This window comes from Martelella sp. FLE1502 (genome assembly GCF_053484255.1).
This window is the reverse complement of sequence record NZ_JBAKFQ010000014.1, coordinates 84013-103539: the sequence shown is the minus strand read 5'-3', so window position 1 is coordinate 103539 and position 19527 is coordinate 84013. Positions and strand designations below refer to the sequence as shown.

Genomic DNA, 19527 nt, shown 5'->3' with positions numbered 1-19527 from the left:
GTGATTCCTTCGTCATTGACCGGACGACTTCGCCTTGCGGCAAAGCTGTTCCATGGTTTGCAGAAAAGCCGATCGATCGCGGGCCGAAAACGGGGCGTTATAGCCCTTGCTCTCGCCGGTCTCGCGCAGATGCTGGCCGAGATCGCGCATGGCGCGGGCCATGCCGATATTCTTGTCGTCGAACACCCGGCCCGTGGGCCCCGTGACCAGCGCGCCGGCGGCCACGCATCGCTCGGCAAGCGGCACGTCGGCGGTCACCACGATATCGCCGGGGCTGGCGCGCTCCGCAATCCAGTCATCGGCGGCATCGAATGCGCCGGAGACGATGACGTTTTTGATCATCGGGTCGCGCGACGGGCGCAGGCCGGTATTGGCGACGAAGGTCACGGGTAGGCCGTGCCGCTCCGCCACCTTTATGACCTCCGGCTTCACCGGACAGGCATCGGCGTCGACATAGATCATGAGGCGCGCCTTTCGGCGGCGCGGACCATGTCCACATGCGGGATGCCGTCCTCAAGATATTCCGCCGAGGTAACGCTGAAGCCGAGAGTGCCATAGAAACGCTGAAGATGCGCCTGCGCCGAAATCGCGATCGCCGCACCCGGCGCGCGTTTTTCACAGGCGGCAATTGCCTCCCGCATGATGCGCTCGCCAAGACGCTGGCCGCGATAATCAGGCGCGACCACGACCCGGCCGATTCGCGCTTCGCCCGCAGTCGCGTCGGCTGCGAAGATGCGGGCATAGGCGGCAAGCCGGCCATCTTCCAGAAGGCGCAGATGCAGCGCCTCCGGGTCCTTGCCGTCGATCTCGGGATAGGGGCAGTTCTGCTCGACCACGAACACGTCGATCCTTAGCCGGAACAGGTCATGCAATTCGCCCGGCGTGAGCGCATCCAGCCGGGCGATATCGACGGTCAATGCCATCAGTAGAGGACAACCGAGCGGATGCTCTCGCCGCCATGCATCAGATCGAAGCCCTTGTTGATGTCTTCCAGCTTCAGGAGATGGGTGATCATCGGATCGATTTCGATCTTGCCGTCCATGTACCAGTCGACGATCTTCGGCACGTCGGTGCGCCCGCGCGCGCCGCCGAAGGCGGTGCCCATCCAGGAGCGGCCGGTGACGAGCTGGAACGGACGGGTGGAGATTTCCTGACCCGCGCCGGCCACGCCGATGACGACCGACTTGCCCCAGCCGCGATGCGAGCTTTCCAGAGCCTGACGCATGACGGTGGTATTGCCGGTGCAATCAAACGTGTAATCCGCGCCGCCGATCGTATCCGCGCCGCGCTTCGTCAGGTTGATCAGATAGGGAACGAGGTCCTCGCCGATCTCCTTGGGATTGACGAAATGGGTCATGCCGAAACGCTCGCCCCATTCCTTCTTGTCGTTGTTGAGGTCGACGCCGATGATCATGTCCGCGCCGGCAAGCCTGAGCCCCTGAATGACATTGAGGCCGATGCCGCCAAGGCCGAAGACGATCGCGGTCGCGCCGATTTCCACCTTGGCCGTGTTGATCACCGCGCCGACGCCTGTCGTCACGCCGCAGCCGATATAGCAGACCTTGTCGAAGGGTGCGTCCGGGTTGATCTTGGCGACCGCGATTTCCGGCAGAACGGTGAAGTTGGCGAAGGTGGAGCAGCCCATGTAATGATAGAGCGGCTTGCCATCGAGCGAAAAGCGCGACGTGCCGTCCGGCATCAGGCCCTGCCCCTGGGTCGAACGGATGGCGGTGCAGAGATTGGTCTTGCGCGACAGGCAGGACGGGCATTCGCGGCATTCCGGGGTGTAGAGTGGAATCACGTGATCGCCCTTTTTCACCGAGGTCACGCCCGGGCCGACGTCAACCACCACGCCGGCGCCCTCATGGCCGAGGATCGCCGGGAAAATACCTTCCGGGTCGGCGCCCGACAGCGTGAAATCGTCGGTATGGCAAATGCCCGTGGCCTTGACCTCGATCAGGACTTCGCCCGCTTTCGGTCCTTCGAGCTGAACATTCATGATTTCTAGCGGCTTTCCCGCTTCAACAGCCACTGCGGCGCGTACATCCATCGGCGTTACTCCCGGATTCTCTTGTTTTCGTGCACCGAGTTTCGCATGTGCGCTCCATCATCGGCAAGTATGCAAGCGACCAATTTCAGCTGATTTGCGGAAAGCGGCGGGTGTGGGTGGCGGTTTTGCCCGCGATTGGCTATGAAGGGTCAAGACCGGGCAAACCGGCGCGGTTTTCGGGAAGGAAGCGCAATGGACGAGAAATTCTACGCCGACGACACCCTCGGCGGAAGGCTGCTTGCCGCGCGCGAAGGCGCGGGATTGAGCCTCGATACCGCGGCCGCGCGGCTTGGCGTTGCGCCACTGACGCTCAGGAACTGGGAATGCGACCGCGCCGAGCCGACCGTCGAGCGCCTGGTGAAGATCGCCGCGATCCTCGGCGTGCGCCCCTTCTGGCTGATTTCCGGCGACTGGGAAGAAGATTGCGGCGAGGCCGGGATGAAACACACCGACATGGTGATGGGCATCAACCGCGTGGGAAAGACCGGCCGTCGCGACGGCGATGCCAAAGGCAGCGCATCGCGCGCGCGTCTTTCAGGCTTTGCGACCGGCAACAGGACGCTGCAATAGCGGGTCAGCTCTCGATTTCCGTTTCCCCGAATACATCCTCGAAGGCCTTGCGCAGGGCGATGTCGACATCGCCCATCGTCACCGGCAGGCCGAGATCCACGAGGCTGGTGACGCCATAGCCTGAAATGCCGCAGGGCACGATGCCGCCGAAATGATCGAGCTCCGGCTCGACATTAATCGACAGGCCGTGAAAGCTGACCCAGCGCCGGAGCCTGATCCCGATCGCGGCGATCTTGTCCTCGGCCATCGAGCCGTCCGGTAGCGGCGGACGCTCCGGTCGCCGGACCCAGACGCCGACCCGGTCCTCGCGCCGCTCGCCGCGCACATTCATCGAATCGAGCGTCTTGATGATGGTCTCCTCGATCGCGGCGACGAAGGCGCGCACATCGCGGCGCCGGCGCTTCAGGTCCAGCATCAGATAGGCGACCCGCTGACCGGGGCCGTGATAGGTATATTCGCCGCCGCGTCCTGTGTCATAGACCGGGAATCGGTCGGCGATCAGCAGGTCGGAAGCATTGGCGCTGGTGCCGGCGGTGTAGAGCGGCGGATGCTCGACCAGCCAGACGAGTTCGTTCGCCTCGCCGGACGCGATCAGGTCGACCTCGCGCTCCATTTCGGCAAGCGCCTCCGGGTATTCCGTCAGTCCCTCGCTCACCCGCCAGCGCACCGGCGGGCTGCCGGGCTCGGGCTGCATCAGGGTCTCGATGTCGCTTCTTTGCATATGCGGATCCTTCGGCCTTCTCCTTGCAGATTTGGGGCGGGACGGCAAGCGCCGCAAGGCCTGTCGCGGCGGGCAGAGAGCGCGGTTTCACACTTCGCGTGCAGAAATGAAAAAAAACGATCAATGGCGCTTGTGTGGCGAGTTTGCTTTTGCTACATGCTGCGGCGCCGGCACAAACCGGCATCTACCACGATGCGGTCGTGGCGGAATTGGTAGACGCGCAGCGTTGAGGTCGCTGTGGGGCAACCCGTGGAAGTTCGAGTCTTCTCGACCGCACCATTTTTAGAGTTAAACTCAGTAAAAGCAGTCGCTTATGATTTGCGCGGCATAAGCCGTGGCGCTGAGCGAGTCGAGCATGGTCACCCAGACTAGCCCTTGATTACCCTGACAACGCTTTTTCTGTTCGTTTGGCGGCGCGTTCCGGCCGTCGTCTCCCTACATGATGCGCTCAGATTGCTTCTTCCGAGGGCGGCCAGACGCTCTCTTTCCACGAAATGTCCGTTGCACGTGCCAGTCAACGCTCATCACGAAGGCGATGAAGCCCGTGTCATTGATCCAAGCCTGCGCTCTCAAGACTTATCGCCGTTCAAAGGAAAAGTAGCTCGAAGACAGCATTTGGCTGATCACAGCCTTATGCGCTATGATCTGGAGTGTTTCGATTTGGAACAGAGGACATACAGACCATCGACAACCCTTTTGGCACGAGGTTGTCACCCATGTCTCAGGGGCATTCTGTTGCCTATGTCTTCGGGCTGTAGAAGAGAAAATGGTGGGTGATGTAGGTCTCGAACCTACGACCCGCTGATTAAGAGTCAGCTGCTCTACCAACTGAGCTAATCACCCACGAGAACGGCGCGTTTGCGTCGTTGGAGGCGCATATAACGGGGATTCGGGGGCTTGTCCAGCACTGCAAGTGAAATTTTCGGCGTTTCGTGAGCAGCCAAGGACTTATCGGTGGGAAACGGTCGCTCGAGGCTGTCAGGGCGGCCCTACAGCAGCGTGCCGCGCGCTACCCGGACCGCCTGCCCGCCGATACGCGCGGCGGTGATTTCACCGGCCGCTCCGGTCTCCAGATTGAGACGGATATAGGACGGACGGCCCATTTCCACGCCCTGCTCGATGACGAAGGTGTGAGACCCTTCGCCCGGCGCGTCGAAATGCTGGATCGCGCCCGAAAAGGCCGCGGCGGCCGAACCGGTCGCCGGATCCTCCTCGATCGTTTCAGCGGCGAACATGCGAACGTGGAAATGCGCGTCATGGCGCACACCGCCTCTTGTGTAGGGATAGGCCCAGACCGGCAGGCCATCAACGAGCGGCGCGAAGGACAGCCACTGGCGCTGATCGAATTCGACCTTCTCCACCGCCGCAAGATTGCGCAGCGGGATCATGGCGAAGGGAACGCCGGCCGACCAGATTGTCGGCACGTGATTCTCAAAGCCAATTTCAGCCGGCGAGATACCGAGCGCGTCGGCAAGCTTTTCGCGCGCGATGACCTCGTCAGACCGGCGCGAGTGTTTCGGCAGATCGAACTCAGCGAAGCTCGCGGCCCCCGGCTTGAGCTTCACGGCGCAACGCACCGGCCCGATCTTTTCGGCCAGAACCGTGACCATATCGACATCCGCATCCTCGCCGTGCTGACGCTCGGCAAGCGCGATCGACGCGCCCACAGTCGGGTGGCCGGCGAACGGCAGTTCCCCGCCGGGCGTGAAAATGCGGGCCGCGGCCGAGTGCGAAACATGCTCCGGCGCGCTGAGGAAGATCGTCTCCGACAGGTTGAACTCGATGGCGATCGTCTGCATCTCGTCGTCGCTCAGCGCGTCGGCGCCGAAGACCACGGCAAGCGGATTGCCCTTGTAGCGCTCCGCCGTGAACACGTCATAGATCACATAATCCAGCATGGTGTCGTCATCTCCTCAGTCCGCCGTCGAAAAACAGTTCGAGCACTGGCAACATCGAATAGGCGTAGTCGCACGCGTCGCGGTTTTCACGCGTGATCGCCAGAACCGCGTCGATCTCCTGCTCGTCGTCGTGGCGCATATGCTCTCGCACATTGGCCATAAGATCATCGGCGTCAAGCGCGGCGTGGAAAAACCGGTAGAACATCACAGCCTGGCGGAAATGCGCGCAGTAATAGCCCGGCCGGGTTTCAAGCTCATCAAGCCGCAGCCCGGTTTCCTCAGCCGCCTCGCGCGCCATATTGGCATCGATATCGACGCGGCCGTCAACGATATCGGCGGGTTCGAGCGAGCCGGACGCGCAATAGACCTTGCCGGCATTGGCGGTGGTGGGACTCATGCGGATCGCGATGATCGCGCCATCGGCCGAGATGATCACCGGCATGGCGAAGGAATGGAAGGTCGGCGGGCGCGGCTCCTGCCGCCGCCACCACAGATGATAGGCGTAGGGAACGATCTGACCGGTGGCCGTCACCCCGCCATCTTCAAGGCGCACCTCGTTCAAGGTAATCAGCCGGCCATTGAACAGATGCGGATTGGCCGAAACCTCACGCTCCCAGTTTGCCTGCACCTGCCTGTCGAAACGGGAAATGCCGGCCGGATCGCCCGCCTCGACCCGGATATCGATCGATCGCACCGGAAAGGCGCGGCCCTCGGCCGGCCAGTTTTCGGGGATCAGGGAGTTGAAGGTCTGCATTCGGTTCCGGATCAGTATGCTGGCGCAGGCAGCGCGCAAATCAGTTTCATTCACGCAGGCAGGCTAAGACGCATCGACGCGATTTGGAAGCGCGTGTCGGGCGATTTTGGGACAAAGACGCGGCAGACGGGCTGACCGCAGCCGAGGCTCCAAAAAATGAAAAGCCCGGCGTCAAACAACGCCGGGCCCTTCCTAAGCCAGTCCCGAGACCGAGCCCTTATTCAGACTTCGGCAGCGAGCCTTCCACGCCCTCGACCAGAACGTTGAGGCCGAGCAGGGTGCCGTCATCGGCGACTTCGCCCTCTGCGAGGAACGGCGTGCCGTCCTGCAGGGTGACCGGGCCGGTGAACGGCTTCAGCTCGCCGGAAATGATCTTTGCTTCAGTCTCTTCGGCGAGTTTCTTCACGTCATCCGGCATGTTGGTGTAGGGTGCCATCGTCAGGATACCGTCCTTCAGGCCATCCCAGCTCTGCTCGGATTCCCAAGTGCCGTTCTGAACGGCCTCGACGCGCTTGATATAGTACGGTGCCCAGGTGTCCAGAATAGAGGTGAGCTGGGTTTCCGGGCCGGCCTCGATCATGTCGGAGGCCTGACCGAAGGCCTTGATGCCACGCTCGGCGGCGATCTGCATCGGCGCGGTGGTATCAGTGTGCTGGGCAAGAACGTCGACGCCCTGGTCGATCAGCGCCTTGGCGGCATCGGCCTCGCGGCCCGGGTCAAACCAGGTATTGGCCCAGACCACCTTGGTCTTGAAATCCGGATTGACCGACTGCGCGCCGAGCTGGAAGGCATCGATGCCCATGACGACTTCCGGGATCGGGAACGAGCCGATATAGCCGCCAATGCCCGATTCGGAGATCGAGCCGGCGATTACGCCCGAGATATAGCGGCCTTCATAGAAGCGCGAATTGTAGGTCGCGACATTGTCGGCGGTCTTGTATCCGGTGGCGTGCTCGAACTTCACATCCGGATATTTCGCGGCAACCTTCAGCGTCGGCTCCATGAAGCCGAAGGAGGTGGTGAAGACGATGGTGCAGCCGGACCGCGCCATGCGCTCGATCGCGCGTTCGGCATCCGGGCCTTCCGGCACGTTTTCGATATAGGCGGTTTCGATGTCGAGCGTATCCTCGAGCTCCTGCCGCGCGATGTCGTGGGCCTGGGTCCAGCCGCCATCGGTTGCCGAGCCGACATAGACGAAGCAGGCCTTGACGTCTTCCTGGGCGCTGGCGCCGGTTGCATAAAGCCCGGCGATGATCGCCGCCGAGGCGGCCAGTGCGAAGTTCAGCGTTTTCATCGTTCACCTCATTTGGTTTGAAGGGTTCAGTCTAGTCCGCCTAGCGATCCGGGACAAAGGATTTCCCGAGCGAAGCAGGCGTATTGATGAGCGTCATCCTGCGGTTCTGCGAGATGATGACGAGCACGAGGACGGTCACCACATAGGGCAGCGCCGAGAGGAACTGGGACGGGATGGCTATGCCGAAGGCCTGCGCATGAAGCTGGCCGATCGTGACCGCGCCGAAGAGATAACCGCCGACCAGCACGCCCCAGGGCCGCCAGGATGCGAACACGACCAGCGCCAGCGCGATCCAGCCGCGCCCGGCCGCCATGTTCTCCGACCATTGCGGTGTATAGACCAGCGAAAGCTGCGCGCCGGCAAGTCCGGCGCAGGCCCCGCCGAACATCACCGCGAGATAGCGGATGCCGATGACATTGATGCCGAGCGCATGGGCGGAGCCGTGATTGTCGCCGACCGAGCGCAACACCAGTCCGCGCCGGGTCCTGAACAGGAACCAGGAGACGCCGGCAACGATCGCGATCGAGAGATAGAAGAAGATATCCTGATCGAACAGCAGCGGTCCGATGACGGGGATGTCGGACAGGACCGGTATATCGAGCGAGGGCATCTTGACGCCCGGCTTGCCGACGAGGCCTTCGCCGATCATCGCCGAAAGCCCCTGCCCCAGTATTGTCAGCGCGAGACCTGTGGCCACCTGGTTGGCGACGAGCGTCAGCGTCAGGAAGCCGAAGAGCAGCGAAAACACAGCGCCCGTGATCAGTCCGGCCAGCATGCCGATCCAGGGCGAGCCGGTGGCATGCGCCGCGGTGAACGCGCCGACCGCGCCCATCACCATCATGCCCTCGACGCCGAGATTGAGCACGCCGGCACGCTCGCACACCAGTTCGCCGATCGCCGCCAGAACCAGCGGCGTCGAGGCCGTGATGATCGTGAGCAGAATGGCTTCGACAATCATGACGCTTTCTCCTCAACGGGCTGGCCGGGCGCCGCCTCGGACGATCTGCCGCCGAAAATCACCCGCACCTTGTACAATATCAGCGTGTCGCAGGAGAGCACGAAGAACAGCAGCATGCCCTGAAACACGCGCGTGACCTTGTCGGAGACGCCCATGGTAAACTGCACCCCTTCGCCGCCGATATAGGTCAGCGCCAGAACGAGGCCCGCGACAATCGCGCCGAGCGGATTGAGCCGGCCGAGAAAGGCGACGATGATCGCGGTGAAGCCGTAACCCGGCGAAATCTGCGGCTGGAGATAGCCGAGCGCGCCGGAAATCTCGCTGATGCCGGCAAGCCCCGCAAGTCCACCGGAGAGCAGGAAGCAGAACCACACCATGCGCCGCGAGGAAAAGCCCGCGAACCGCCCCGCGCGCTGCGACTGGCCGATGACGTTGACCTCGAAACCCTTCAGCGTGAAGCGCATCATGAACCACACTGCAAGCGCTGCCAAAATGGCCAGCGCGAAGCCGTAATGGGCGCGACCGGAAGCCACCATTTCCGGCAGCGTCGCCGCGTCGACGAAGTCACGGGTCTGCGGGAAGTTATAGCCCTCGGGATTGCGCCACGGCCCGCGCACCAGCCAGTCCAGGAAAAGCTGAGCGACGTAGACCAGCATCAGCGAGGTCAGGATTTCATTGGTGTTGAAATAGTTTTTCAGCAGTGCGGGAATGCCGGCATAGAGCGCGCCGCCGGCAATGCCCATCAGCAGCATGATCGGCAAAAGCAGCGGCGACGACCACTGATAGAAATAGACCGGCACGATCGAGCCGACGATCGCGCCGACGGTGAACTGACCTTCGGCGCCGATATTCCAGATATTGGAGCGGTAGCAGACCGACAGGCCGACCGCGATCATGATCAGCGGCGCTGCCTTGATCATCAGTTCATGCAGCGACCAGACATCGAACAACGGCCAGATGAAGAACTGGTAGAGCGCCTCCAGCGGGTCCTTGCCGAGCGCCAGAAACATGATCGCCCCAAAGACCACGGTCAGCGCGAAGGCGATGACCGGCGACAGCAGCGAAAACAGCCGCGAGGCGCCCGGACGTTTTTCGAGTTCAATGCGCATCGGCAGCCTCCTCGCCATGAACGCCGCCCATCAGCAGGCCGATCTTCTCCAGCGTCATCGTCTCCGACGGATAGCTGTCGGACAGCCGGCCCTCGGAAATCACGGCAATCCGGGTGGCGATCTCGAAAATCTCGTCAAGATCCTGCGAGATCACCAGAACGGCCGAACCGGCGCGGGCGAGATCGACCAGCGACTGGCGGATATGGGCGGCAGCGCCCGCATCCACGCCCCAGGTCGGCTGGTTGACGATGATGACCTTGGGCTTGCGGTCCAGCTCCCGGCCGACAATGAACTTCTGCAGATTGCCGCCGGAGAGCGAGCCGGCGGCCGGGTCCTCGCCGCTCTTGCGAACATCCATGACCTTGGAAATATCGCCGGTGCGCGCCCGCGCCACCGCACGGCGTATCATCTTCAGCGGACCGCCCGCCAGAAACGTGCCGGCTTCCGCCTCGTTGCGGGCTAGCACGAGATTTTCGGAAAGCGGCAGGCTGGTGACCGCGGCGTGGCCGTGGCGTTCTTCAGGGACGAACGCGGCCCCCAGCGCACGGCGAAAATTGATGCCTTTCGCGCCGACCGGCTTGCCGTCGATCAGAACGCTCTGGCCATCGGCGACCGGGTATTCGCCCGACAGCGCATCGAACAGTTCCGACTGACCGTTGCCGGCAACGCCCGCGATCGCCAGCAGCTCGCCGGCCTTGACCTCGAGATAGATATCCTTCAGCGCCGTCGCAAAAGGCGTGCGGGACGGCGCGTTCAGCCCCTTGGCCTCAAGTAGCACCCTGCCCGTGGTCATGGCCTCCGGCCGCTTGATCTCGGAAACGTCGCCGCCCACCATCATGCGCGCCAGCGAGGCCGCCGTCTCATCGCGCGGCGTGCAGGCCCCGGTCACCTTGCCGTGGCGCAGCACGGTGGCCTTGTCGCAGATCCGCTGTACTTCTTCCAGCCGGTGGGAGATGTAGAGCACGGAGCGGCCCTCGGCCCTCAGCTTGTTCAGCGTCTCGAACAGCCGGTCGGCCTCTTGCGGCGTCAGCACCGAGGTCGGCTCGTCCAGGATGATGAGGCTGGGGTTCTGCAGCAGCGCCCGCACGATCTCGATGCGCTGGCGCTCGCCGACCGACAGATCGGCCACATGGGCGCGCGGATCGAGCGGCAGGCCGTATTCCACCGAAAGCCGGCGCGATTCGTCGGAAATCTCGGCCAGCGAAATGCCGGGATCGAGCGACAGCGCGATGTTTTCCGCCACAGTCAGCGCCTCGAAAAGCGAGAAATGCTGGAAAACCATACCGATGCCGAGCTTGCGCGCATGGGCCGGCGCTTCGATGCGCACCGGCTCGCCTTGCCAGACGATCTGGCCCGCCGAAGGTTCCAGCACACCGAACAGCATTTTCACCAGAGTGGATTTGCCCGCGCCGTTTTCCCCAAGCAGGGCATGGATTTCACCCCTGGCGATTTCCAGATCGATCCCGTCGCAAGCGGCGAATGTGCCGAAATACTTCGTGAGACCGGAAACCGCCAGCAGCGGTTGACCCGCCGGTTTCTTTACTTCGTCCAAACCGCCCTCCGGCCGCCGGCACTGCACCCGGGCGCATGCGCCCTGCCCGCCATGGATTGACTAAAAATTAGGACTTCCCCTGCCCTGCGTATAAATGAAGCACAAACCCCGGTCGATGCGCAACGGTTTTGGCCGCTCCGCAAACAGATTCTTCGCTCAAAATTCGGCGCGCGTTTCCGCAGCCCGCGCGCCGAGCTTGGGCAGGAACTGCAGCACCGCACCGATAACGTAGAGATAGATGCCGCTGGCGACGAACAGCGCCTCGATCAGTTTCGGCGCGTCAAAGGAGGCAATCAGCGCATAGAACCCGGTCGCGCACCAGATGCCGAAGACGGCCAGATTGAGGGGGCGCAAGCGCTTGACGCGGACGGGATGCAGGAACTGCACGGGCGCGAAGGTGAGCGCGACCGACAGAAGCACGATCGCCATAGCGACCAGCGAGGAGGGCTGAATGACGAAGAACGAGAACACAACCATGTTCCAGACCACGGGAAAGCCCGAGAAGAAATTCTCGCCGGTCTTCATCCCGCTGTCGGCGTAATAAATCGCGCTGGAAACCACGATCAGCGCGGCGGCGACGAAGGACAGCGGCTCGCCGATCATATGCGACTGATAAAGCGCGAAGGCCGGAAGAAGCACATAGGTGACATAGTCGATGATGTTGTCGAGCATGACGCCGGACCAGCTCGGCAGCACTTCGCTGACCCTCAGCCGCCGGGCGATCGGCCCGTCAATGCCGTCGACGAGCAGCGCCAGCCCGAGCCACCAGAACATCGACACGAATCGCCCCTCGGCGGCGGCCACGACCCCGAGAAAGGCCAGGAACGAGCCCGAGGCCGTCAGGATATGGACGGAAAAAGCCCTGATTTCCGCATATGGCACTTTTCGCTGAGTGAACAATCCCATTCGATATCCGTTTGCTACGTCGTGCGTTGCCGGCCTTTTCCGCCGGACGATCCGGCATGCCTACCGAATTTCGGTCCAGAATGCACCAGATGGATGCGATGCGCGAAAAAAATCTTGGCTTTCCAGAATTTTTCGCAGCAGAAACAGCCTTGCCGCATTATATCGGTATCACAACAAATGACGAGGCTCGATTATGGCGGAGCATGAAATTGCAGTGATCGGCGGCGGACCCGCCGGAATGATTACGGCGCTGTCGCTGGCGCGTGGGGGACGCGACGTCGCCCTGGTGGCGCCCGCCCAAAGCAGCGGCGACCACCGCACCACCGCGCTCATGGACCACTCCATCGCCTTCATCAACCGGCTGGGCCTGTGGAAGGACATCAAGCCCGGCGCCGCCCCGCTCAAGACCATGCGGATCATCGATGGCACAGGCCGCCTGCTGCGCGCGCCGACCGTCAGCTTCCGCTCCGCCGAGATCGATCTGGAGGCCTTCGGCTACAATATTCCGAACACGGTGCTGGTCGAAAAGCTTTCGCAAGCCGTCGAGAACGAGGCCAACATCACCCAGTTCCGCGAGGCCGCAAGCGATATCGAAATCGGCAAGGACGCCGTCGCGATAACGCTCGCCTCCAGCGAAAGCCTCAACTCCGAGCTGGTTGTCGGCGCCGATGGCCGCAGGTCCAAGGTGCGCGAAAGCGCCGATATCGGCACCCGGCAATGGAGCTACAAGCAGTCCGCCGTCGTTCTGAATTTCGAACACGGCCTGCCGCACGGCGATATCTCGACCGAGTTCCACACCCGCAATGGTCCCTTCACCCAGGTTCCACTGCCGGAAGCCAACCGTTCCAGTCTCGTCTGGGTCATGGCGTCGGCCGATGCGGAGGCCATGGTTGACCGCCCGCCGGAGGAAATGGCCGCGGCGATCGAGGAGCGCATGCAGTTCCTGCTGGGGGCGGTGAAGATCGACGACCCGGTGCAGAAATGGCCGCTCTCCTCGCTGGTCTCGAACCGTTTCGGCAAGGGCCGGATGGCGCTTGTCGGCGAGGCCGCCCATGCCTTTCCGCCGATCGGCGCGCAGGGGCTGAACCTCAGCCTGCGCGACATCATGCGGCTTTCGCGCATGCTGGACGGCATTGACGGTTCGACCATCTCGTCACGCACCGGCGAGCGCTATGATTTCCTGCGCAAGTCCGATGTCTGGAGCCGGACGGCAAGCGTCGACCTTCTTAACCGTTCGCTGCTGGCCGATTTCCTGCCGGCGCAGCTTGCACGCTCGGCCGGGCTCTACGTGCTCTCCGCTGTGCCGCCGCTACGCCAGTTCGCCATGCGCGAGGGCGTGCAGCCGATGCGCGGCATCAAGGCGCTGTTTGCGGGATAACGTCAGGAAACCGGCATAAGTTATTGTTTTAGATGTCTTTAGACGCCGAATCTAGAACGGAATCGCATCGGCGCTGATCAGCGCCAGCAATACGCCGAGCGTCGCCACCGAAGCGATTGTCGAGATCAGGATCGTCGCCGAGGCCCGCTCATACCAGATGCCGTACTGGCGAGCGATGACGAAGACGTTGGTCGCCGTCGGAAGCGCGGCCATCAGCACCGCCGCCTTGACCCAGAGCGGGTCGAAGCCGCCATGGGCCATCATGAACAGATAGACCACCAGCGGGTGGAGGATCAGTTTTGCCGGCACGATATAGTTGATTTCCGCCGGCACCCGCCTGACCGGCCTCAGCGCCAGCGTGACGCCCATGGCAAACAGCGCGCAGGGCGCTGCCGCCTGGGCAAGGTAATCCACCAGCCGGTTGAAGGCCTGCGGCACGGCGAACCCGGATGCAGAGACAGCAAAGCCCAGGGCGGTCGCCACCAGAAACGGGTGAAGCAAAGCGCGCAACACGATATGGCGGATCAGCGAACGCCCTCCGCCGCCGCGGGCCGTCGCCATCACCGTCGGCGCAACGATGAAATGCAGCGCGTTTTCAAAGCAGATGATCAGCGCCACCGGAACGGCGGCCTCCTCCCCCAGCGCCAGCAGCGCAAGCCCCGGCCCCATATAGCCGATATTGCCATAGCTGCCGGCAAAGGCCTGGATGGTCGTTTCCCGCACCCCGTTCTTCTTCCACAGATAGCCGATGGCAAACAGCAACAGAAAAACGGAATAGGTCGCCGCAAGATCGATCGACACGAAATCGAGCCGCGTCAGTTGCTCGAACGGCGTGCGCGAGACCAGCTTGAAGAACAGCGCCGGAAGGGCGGCATAGATGATGAAGATATTGAGCCAGGCGGTGCCTTCTTCGGGATGGCGAAAGATTTTCGCCGCGCCGAAACCGATGACGATCAGCCCGAAAAACGGGAAAAGCAGCGCTAGAATATCGGCCATGGCTCCGGTCGCTTGGTGGCGGGCAGCTAGCCGATGCGCGAGAGCACCGGAAAGGTCTGCTGAAACCAGATCGCCATATCGGCAATGAAGCCGAAAAGAAAGGCGACGCCGGTGAGAATCAGCAACACGCCCATGATTTTCTCGACAGCGCCCAGATGTTTCCGAAACCGCGTCAGAAACCGCATGAAGGCGCCGGAGAAATAGGCCGCGATCCAGAATGGCACGGCAAGGCCCAGCGAATAGACGGCCAGCAGGATAGCGCCGTTCGAAACCGTCGCCTTGGTGGCGGCCACGGCGAGGATTGCGCCCAGAACCGGCCCGATGCACGGCGTCCAGCCAAAGGCGAAGGCGAGCCCCATGATATAGGCGCCCGTGACGCTTGCCGGCTTGCCGCCGCCGTGAAACCGCGCCTCGCGCGAGAGAATCGGAATCCGAAGCACGTCCAGGAAATGCAGCCCCATCAGGATGATGATCACGCCGCCGACCTTGCTCAGAATATCCATATACTGGCGCAGCAATTGCCCGATGGTGGACGCGCCCGCGCCGAGCGCCACGAAGATCGTCGCGAAGCCAAGCGTGAAGAAGAAGGCCGGCAGCAGCACCGCCCACTGGCTTGCCGGCTTGGCTTCGCCGCCACCTTTCAACTGGTCGACCGATATCCCCGCCATGTAGCAGAGATAGGGCGGCACCAGCGGCAGCACGCAGGGCGAGAGAAAGGACAGCGCGCCGGCCAGAAGCGCGCTCAGAAGGGAAATATCGCCGATCGACAAGAAACCTGCTCCAACACCTTGCAATTGCGGGCGCGGGCAATGCCCGAAACCCATGCTCGCGACAGCGTAAATGCCCGCGCAACACGTCCGCGGGTCTTAAACCAGATGACCGGTCAAATCCAATCACCTTTCCGCGCGCCGAAAACCGCCCTATTATCGCTTTCGCGGCGAGATTCCGGGTTGACCTTCATAAAGACCCTTTCTATGTTCCGCCCACTTTCAGCCGGGCATCCGGCTCGGGAGAGCGTAGCTCAGCCGGTAGAGCAACTGACTTTTAATCAGTAGGTCCAGGGTTCGAACCCCTGCGCTCTCACCATTTTGTTTTTCAGCCGGTTTTGATTTTCCTTCCCCGCTTCGTTAAAACGCGGCCAAGCGCCAGGCGTATCAATCTCGAGGGACCGCATGCCGCATATGTTCGTCAATCGACCGCGTCTTCATGACGTGATTGCCGATACGCCGGCTAAGCGAAAGAATTTCCGCTGGGAGACGATCAACGCGATCGCCTATCAGGCCGGCGGGCTGATCTTCATTTTCGGCAGCATCTGCTTCTTTCCGGCGCTTTCATCCTATGCCGATCTTGGCGCCTGGATATTCTTCTTCGGCTCGCTGATCTATCTGCTCGTGACTGGCCATGACCTGATCGAGGTCTTCGTCTACGCCAGGCAGCGCAAGGACCCGGAAACGCTGTGGGACAGGCTGGAAGCCTGGGCGGCCTGGACCTATGTCTTTGGAACCGCGCTGTTCGTGGTTGGCAGCGTTTTCTTTCTGTCGTCCGTCGACCTTCCCAAGGCCGGCGCGTGGTGTTTCATCATCGGCAGCGTCTTGTTCGTGGTCGGCGCGGTCATCAACGTCATCCAGATCGTCCAGGCCGACGATCTCGTCACCCTGCAGATGATGAACCTGACGGCCCTGACCTTCGTGGTCGGCTCGGCGCTCTTTGCCGTCGCCTCCATCCCCTATCTCTGGACGCTTGCCAGCGAGCGCGACGAAACCCTGCTGGACGGTTTCCTGGCGTGGCAATATCTGGTCGGCAGCGTCCTGTTCTTCATCGGCGGTCTGTTCAACTACCGCCGCGCCTATCGCGTGGTCGCCACCGCACTGGGAAAACCGACATCCTATGCGCTCCACCCGCTGAAGCCGCTGGCGCCCAGAAGGAAGAAACGCTGGGAAGAGTGAAACCGACCTCGCGGTTTGTCGATTCGTGTCCCGCCCCGCACCGGCGGCGCGAAACCCCTTGATTGCCGGGACTTCCCCGGGCTTGCGGAACACAGTGAGAACATGTATATTCGTTCTGGATTTGTTTCGAAGGGCCAGGGGCAGGAAATGCTGACACGCAAACAACAGGAATTGCTGTATTTCATTCATGAACGGATGAAAGAGACCGGCATTCCGCCGTCCTTCGATGAAATGAAGGAGGCGCTGGACCTCGCGTCGAAATCCGGCATACACCGGCTGATCACCGCGCTGGAGGAACGCGGCTTCATCCGCCGGCTTCCCAACCGCGCCCGGGCGCTCGAAATCCTGCGCATGCCGGACAGCGCGATCGGCCAGCAGCCGCGCCGGGGTTTCTCGCCAAGCGTGATCGAGGGCTCGCTCGGCAAGAAACAGGAAGAGCCGAAGGCGCCGGCCAGCGCCAATGACGGCGGCTCGGCGGGCATTCCAGTCATGGGCCGGATCGCCGCCGGTGTGCCGATCTCCGCAATCCAGGAAAACACCCATCAGATCACCGTGCCGGCTGAAATGCTGGGCGCGGGCGAACATTATGCGCTGGAGGTGCAGGGCGATTCGATGATCGAGGCCGGAATTTTCGACGGCGACACGGTGATCATCCGCAATATCGCCACCGCCTCGCCCGGCGATATCGTCGTGGCGCTCGTCAATGACGAGGAAGCGACCCTGAAGCGGTTCCGCCGCAAGGGCGCCTCGATCGCGCTGGAAGCGGCCAATCCGGCCTACGAGACCCGTATCTTTTCGGCAAACCAGGTCAAGGTGCAGGGCAAGCTGGTCGGCCTGATCCGCCGTTACCACTGAAGGTGAGCGTCTGCGGAACCGCGATCACCGGCAGATATTCGCCGGAGCGCCAGTCATAAAGCCGGTGCCTGTTCCACGGGCGGGTCAGTGCTCTGACCGATGTGCTGACTGAGATCGTCATCGGGCCGCAGGATGGTTTTACGAGCACTGGCGGGGGCGGTTGCGCTTTCGCATCCGCGATGCCTCCCGGCAACGGATTGGCGTTGCCTGCCTGCTGATCGGGTTCGCTGCCCCTGCCCGGCTCCGCGACCGAGCGCCGTATGTCGCCGTCGTCCATATTTCGACCAGCCGCCGGCGGGAGCGTGAATTGAAAGGCGCCGTGCTGGCGGCGCATTGCTGGCGTGACGAGGTATGCGCCGGAACGGCAGGTCTGGAATCCGGGGCGGTAACGGCTGACGACGATATCGGCATTGTCGCAGGCAAGGCCGGCAAAAGCCGGCCGGTCGACCGTCATGATTCTGAGGCCCATCAAGGTCGCATAGCACCATGCATCCTTCTTGCAGCGGAAGGTGCCGGGCGTCCGGGCGGATTCGGTGATCGTTTCGCTGAGCGCCCGCGCGGCGCTCGCCATATCCGTTGCTTCGAGCCGCGCGAAACGATCTTCCTCATTCAGCACCAGCGCGCTTTCCTCCACAGGCGGCAGCGTCTCCGCGAGTGTGAGTGCCGTTTCCCATTGCTCGAACACGAAGGATGGCGGCCGCTTCGTGGTGAGAGCCGCGACATTACCGGTGACGATCGCCACGAGATCGCCATCGCCAGCCACCAGGATTTGCGGCGGCGGAGGCTCGCGCGGCCATGAGATCAGCGCGAAGGAAACCGCTATCGGGATCACACCGAGGAGACGCAGACGCGTGCGCAACAACACGAGCGGCAGGAAGCCGGCGAGAAACAGCAGCAGAACCCCCTCCGGCGCGCGGCCTGTGGTAAACGCGCCGCCAAGGCTATCGACCCAAGTCGCCGCCTGCATCACCCAATCAAGCCCCCAGCCCATGACGATCAGAAACGGCGCGTGAAGATTGAGCGGCATGGCGATGAGCGATAAAAGCCCGGCCGGCATGACAACGAAGGTGACCACCGGCATGGCGAGCAGATTGCCAAGCAGCCCGTAGCCCGCGATACGGGAAAAATGATGGATGGCGAACGGCGTCGTCGACAAGCCGCCGATCAGCGCGGTGAGCACGATACCGGAGGCTGCGATCCAGAGCCAGCGGAGCGGCCCGCGGCTTTGGCGAAATCCTTGAGCGGGCCGGCGCTGCCATGCGCCATAGCCCGCGATCAGCGCCAGCGTGGCGGCAAAGGACATCTGCATGCCCGGCCCCACCACTTCGGCGGGCGTCACGACCAGAATCACCAGCGCTGCAAGCGCGACATTGCGCAGGCTGATCGCCGGACGATCGAAGATCGCCGCCGCCAGCATGACGGCCAGCATGATGAAGGCCCGTTCGGCGGACACCTGCATGCCCGATATCAGCAGATAGAACAGCGCCGCCGCGATCGCCGCGGCCGCTGCGATCTTCTTGGTCGAAACCGCCTCGGCCGCACGTGGCGACAGCGCCAGCAGCAGCCTGAGGCTTGAGAAGAAAATGCCGGCGGCGAGCGCCATGTGCAGGCCGGAAATGGCAATGATGTGGGCAAGACCGGCATTGCGCAGCGCATCGAGCGTGTCGTCGCTCAGCGCCCGCCGCTCGCCGGTGATGATCGCATTGGCAAAAGCACCGGTGTCGCCCGCAAGCACCGCACGAATACGTCCTGCAATGCCGTCGCGTATCCGCTCGATCGCAAAACCCGCCCGCACGCTGACGCCCGGCGCGGGCGCGAGGCCGGCATCGCTCGGCGGCCCATAGAAAAAGCCCACCGCGCCGATGCCGTCGAAATAGGAGAGGAACCCGAAATCAACCAGGCCGGGCATGACGGGCGCGGAAGGCGGCAGCAGCCGCCCAAGCCCCTGAATGGCGTGACCGATGCCGACAGGCGGCAAATTGCCGCGGGCAACAAGCGTGACGCGTTCGGGCGGACGGTGGATCACGGGGTCGTCCGTCGCCGTCACCCGCACAACATAGCGCCAGCCGGTTTCCGTCGGCTCGCGGCTTTCGACCACACCGGTGATATGGGTGGTCACCGGCGAATCGAGCATCACCGTGGCCCGCCGCGCCGTCTCCAGCGCCGCAAGCAGCGCGCCGCAGAGGAACAATGCGATGCAGGCGCTGACAACGGGCAAGAGCCCTCGGCCGTTGCGCAGCAAGACGGCCGCGAACACCGCCATGCCGCAATAGATGCCAAGGCCCAGCGAAGACGGGCTCTCGTCGAGCGAGAACCACCAGCCAATCCCGGTCGCCAGCACCACCGGCACAATGAGAAACGGCCGGCCGAATGCCTGCTCCTCCCGCCACAAGGCGGCAATATCGAACCGCCCTGCCCGGCCCGCGTCGCGCCTGCCAAAGCCGGCCTCGCGCTCGCCTTGCGGTTGGCGCCTTCTGAAAGGCGCGCGAAGCCGGTCGGCTCCGGCGCGCAAGCCCGTCGCCTTGTCTATCTCGCTCGTG

At 62.9% G+C, this 19527-nt stretch carries 18 protein-coding genes and 3 tRNA genes; 6 read left to right on the top strand and 15 right to left on the bottom strand.

From position 1 onward, the window contains the following. Positions 1-12: 12 nt before the first annotated feature. From V6767_RS13640 to V6767_RS13630, 3 genes are read right to left on the bottom strand one after another with little or no spacing between them, the layout of a single operon-like run. Positions 13-462, bottom strand: a complete 450-nt coding sequence (locus tag V6767_RS13640; RefSeq protein WP_448473988.1) for a YaiI/YqxD family protein — start codon at positions 460-462, stop codon at positions 13-15. Further along, positions 459-923 carry a GNAT family N-acetyltransferase gene (locus V6767_RS13635; RefSeq protein WP_448473987.1) on the bottom strand — a complete coding sequence of 155 codons (465 nt, stop codon included), beginning with the start codon at positions 921-923 and terminating at the stop codon, positions 459-461. Before V6767_RS13635 ends, V6767_RS13640 begins: the two co-directional genes overlap by 4 nt. Then, positions 923-2050: an S-(hydroxymethyl)glutathione dehydrogenase/class III alcohol dehydrogenase gene (locus V6767_RS13630; protein ID WP_230721255.1), complete on the bottom strand. Its 1128-nt coding sequence runs from the start codon at positions 2048-2050 to the stop codon at positions 923-925. The genes V6767_RS13635 and V6767_RS13630 overlap by 1 nt, the downstream gene beginning before the upstream one ends. Positions 2051-2242: 192 nt before the next feature. Between V6767_RS13630 and V6767_RS13625 the strand changes: the two genes are divergently transcribed. Then, entirely contained in the window at positions 2243-2620 is a 378-nt protein-coding gene (locus tag V6767_RS13625; protein ID WP_448473986.1) for a helix-turn-helix domain-containing protein, read from the top strand. Positions 2621-2624: 4 nt separating this feature from the next. Here the strand turns inward: V6767_RS13625 and lipB are convergent, their stop codons facing one another. Continuing rightward, positions 2625-3341 carry a lipoyl(octanoyl) transferase LipB gene (gene lipB, locus V6767_RS13620; RefSeq protein ID WP_448473985.1) on the bottom strand — a complete coding sequence of 239 codons (717 nt, stop codon included), beginning with the start codon at positions 3339-3341 and terminating at the stop codon, positions 2625-2627. 194 nt (positions 3342-3535) lie between these two features. Here lipB and V6767_RS13615 point away from each other — a divergent pair. After that, positions 3536-3620 (top strand) — tRNA-Leu (locus tag V6767_RS13615). Between the two features lie 488 nt (positions 3621-4108). On the opposite strand, the gene V6767_RS13610 is transcribed toward V6767_RS13615, so the two are convergent. The 8 genes from V6767_RS13610 to pcsA form a co-directional block, all read right to left on the bottom strand. Continuing rightward, positions 4109-4184 (bottom strand) — tRNA-Lys (locus V6767_RS13610). Positions 4185-4330: 146 nt separating this feature from the next. Continuing rightward, entirely contained in the window at positions 4331-5239 is a 909-nt protein-coding gene (locus V6767_RS13605; protein WP_448473984.1) for a PhzF family phenazine biosynthesis protein, read from the bottom strand. A 7-nt stretch (positions 5240-5246) separates the two neighbouring features. After that, positions 5247-5993 (bottom strand): NUDIX hydrolase, encoded by a 747-nt coding sequence (locus V6767_RS13600; protein ID WP_448473983.1) that lies wholly within the window; start codon positions 5991-5993, stop codon positions 5247-5249. A 217-nt stretch (positions 5994-6210) separates the two neighbouring features. Further along, positions 6211-7287, bottom strand: coding sequence for a BMP family ABC transporter substrate-binding protein (locus V6767_RS13595; RefSeq protein ID WP_230718013.1), 1077 nt, complete (start codon positions 7285-7287; stop codon positions 6211-6213). Positions 7288-7327: 40 nt separating this feature from the next. Beyond that, positions 7328-8245 (bottom strand): ABC transporter permease, encoded by a 918-nt coding sequence (locus tag V6767_RS13590; RefSeq protein ID WP_448473982.1) that lies wholly within the window; start codon positions 8243-8245, stop codon positions 7328-7330. Beyond that, positions 8242-9354 carry an ABC transporter permease gene (locus V6767_RS13585; RefSeq protein WP_448473981.1) on the bottom strand — a complete coding sequence of 371 codons (1113 nt, stop codon included), beginning with the start codon at positions 9352-9354 and terminating at the stop codon, positions 8242-8244. Before V6767_RS13585 ends, V6767_RS13590 begins: the two co-directional genes overlap by 4 nt. Then, positions 9344-10906, bottom strand: a complete 1563-nt coding sequence (locus V6767_RS13580) for an ABC transporter ATP-binding protein (protein ID WP_448473980.1) — start codon at positions 10904-10906, stop codon at positions 9344-9346. Before V6767_RS13580 ends, V6767_RS13585 begins: the two co-directional genes overlap by 11 nt. A gap of 156 nt (positions 10907-11062) precedes the next feature. After that, positions 11063-11812, bottom strand: coding sequence for a phosphatidylcholine synthase (gene pcsA / locus V6767_RS13575; RefSeq protein ID WP_448470469.1), 750 nt, complete (start codon positions 11810-11812; stop codon positions 11063-11065). 193 nt (positions 11813-12005) lie between these two features. Here pcsA and V6767_RS13570 point away from each other — a divergent pair, with 193 nt between their 5' ends. Then, entirely contained in the window at positions 12006-13190 is a 1185-nt protein-coding gene (locus V6767_RS13570; RefSeq protein ID WP_448473979.1) for a UbiH/UbiF family hydroxylase, read from the top strand. Positions 13191-13241: 51 nt separating this feature from the next. Here V6767_RS13570 and V6767_RS13565 read toward each other — a convergent pair whose 3' ends face one another. Beyond that, complete coding sequence (locus tag V6767_RS13565) at positions 13242-14186, bottom strand: AEC family transporter (RefSeq protein ID WP_448473978.1); 945 nt, start codon at positions 14184-14186, stop codon at positions 13242-13244. A gap of 26 nt (positions 14187-14212) precedes the next feature. Next, positions 14213-14956 carry a cytochrome c biogenesis CcdA family protein gene (locus V6767_RS13560; protein WP_448473977.1) on the bottom strand — a complete coding sequence of 248 codons (744 nt, stop codon included), beginning with the start codon at positions 14954-14956 and terminating at the stop codon, positions 14213-14215. Between the two features lie 240 nt (positions 14957-15196). On the opposite strand from V6767_RS13560, the gene V6767_RS13555 reads away from it, so the two are divergent. From V6767_RS13555 to lexA, 3 genes are all read left to right on the top strand, one after another. Then, a tRNA-Lys gene (locus V6767_RS13555) sits at positions 15197-15272 on the top strand. A gap of 86 nt (positions 15273-15358) precedes the next feature. Then, positions 15359-16132 (top strand): YrhK family protein, encoded by a 774-nt coding sequence (locus V6767_RS13550; RefSeq protein WP_448473976.1) that lies wholly within the window; start codon positions 15359-15361, stop codon positions 16130-16132. Between the two features lie 147 nt (positions 16133-16279). Then, complete coding sequence (gene lexA, locus V6767_RS13545) at positions 16280-16987, top strand: transcriptional repressor LexA (RefSeq protein ID WP_448473975.1); 708 nt, start codon at positions 16280-16282, stop codon at positions 16985-16987. Here the strand turns inward: lexA and V6767_RS13540 are convergent. Further along, the gene (locus V6767_RS13540) at positions 16941-19499 is read right to left on the bottom strand and encodes a ComEC/Rec2 family competence protein (protein ID WP_448473974.1); all 2559 of its coding nucleotides are present in this window, start codon (positions 19497-19499) and stop codon (positions 16941-16943) included. The two genes, lexA and V6767_RS13540, sit on opposite strands and share 47 nt — an antisense overlap. Between the last annotated feature and the right edge of the window lie 28 nt (positions 19500-19527).

Coding starts and splice junctions, on each gene's coding strand:
- V6767_RS13585 (WP_448473981.1), bottom strand. CDS start 9,354: ATGCGCATTGAACTCGAAAAACGTCCGGGCGCCTCGCGGCTGTTTTCG.
- lipB (WP_448473985.1), bottom strand. CDS start 3,341: ATGCAAAGAAGCGACATCGAGACCCTGATGCAGCCCGAGCCCGGCAGC.
- V6767_RS13640 (WP_448473988.1), bottom strand. CDS start 462: ATGATCTATGTCGACGCCGATGCCTGTCCGGTGAAGCCGGAGGTCATA.
- V6767_RS13590 (WP_448473982.1), bottom strand. CDS start 8,245: ATGATTGTCGAAGCCATTCTGCTCACGATCATCACGGCCTCGACGCCG.
- V6767_RS13570 (WP_448473979.1), top strand. CDS start 12,006: ATGGCGGAGCATGAAATTGCAGTGATCGGCGGCGGACCCGCCGGAATG.
- V6767_RS13630 (WP_230721255.1), bottom strand. CDS start 2,050: ATGGATGTACGCGCCGCAGTGGCTGTTGAAGCGGGAAAGCCGCTAGAA.
- V6767_RS13635 (WP_448473987.1), bottom strand. CDS start 923: ATGGCATTGACCGTCGATATCGCCCGGCTGGATGCGCTCACGCCGGGC.
- V6767_RS13565 (WP_448473978.1), bottom strand. CDS start 14,186: ATGGCCGATATTCTAGCGCTGCTTTTCCCGTTTTTCGGGCTGATCGTC.
- V6767_RS13600 (WP_448473983.1), bottom strand. CDS start 5,993: ATGCAGACCTTCAACTCCCTGATCCCCGAAAACTGGCCGGCCGAGGGC.
- lexA (WP_448473975.1), top strand. CDS start 16,280: ATGCTGACACGCAAACAACAGGAATTGCTGTATTTCATTCATGAACGG.
- pcsA (WP_448470469.1), bottom strand. CDS start 11,812: ATGGGATTGTTCACTCAGCGAAAAGTGCCATATGCGGAAATCAGGGCT.
- V6767_RS13625 (WP_448473986.1), top strand. CDS start 2,243: ATGGACGAGAAATTCTACGCCGACGACACCCTCGGCGGAAGGCTGCTT.
- V6767_RS13605 (WP_448473984.1), bottom strand. CDS start 5,239: ATGCTGGATTATGTGATCTATGACGTGTTCACGGCGGAGCGCTACAAG.
- V6767_RS13550 (WP_448473976.1), top strand. CDS start 15,359: ATGCCGCATATGTTCGTCAATCGACCGCGTCTTCATGACGTGATTGCC.
- V6767_RS13595 (WP_230718013.1), bottom strand. CDS start 7,287: ATGAAAACGCTGAACTTCGCACTGGCCGCCTCGGCGGCGATCATCGCC.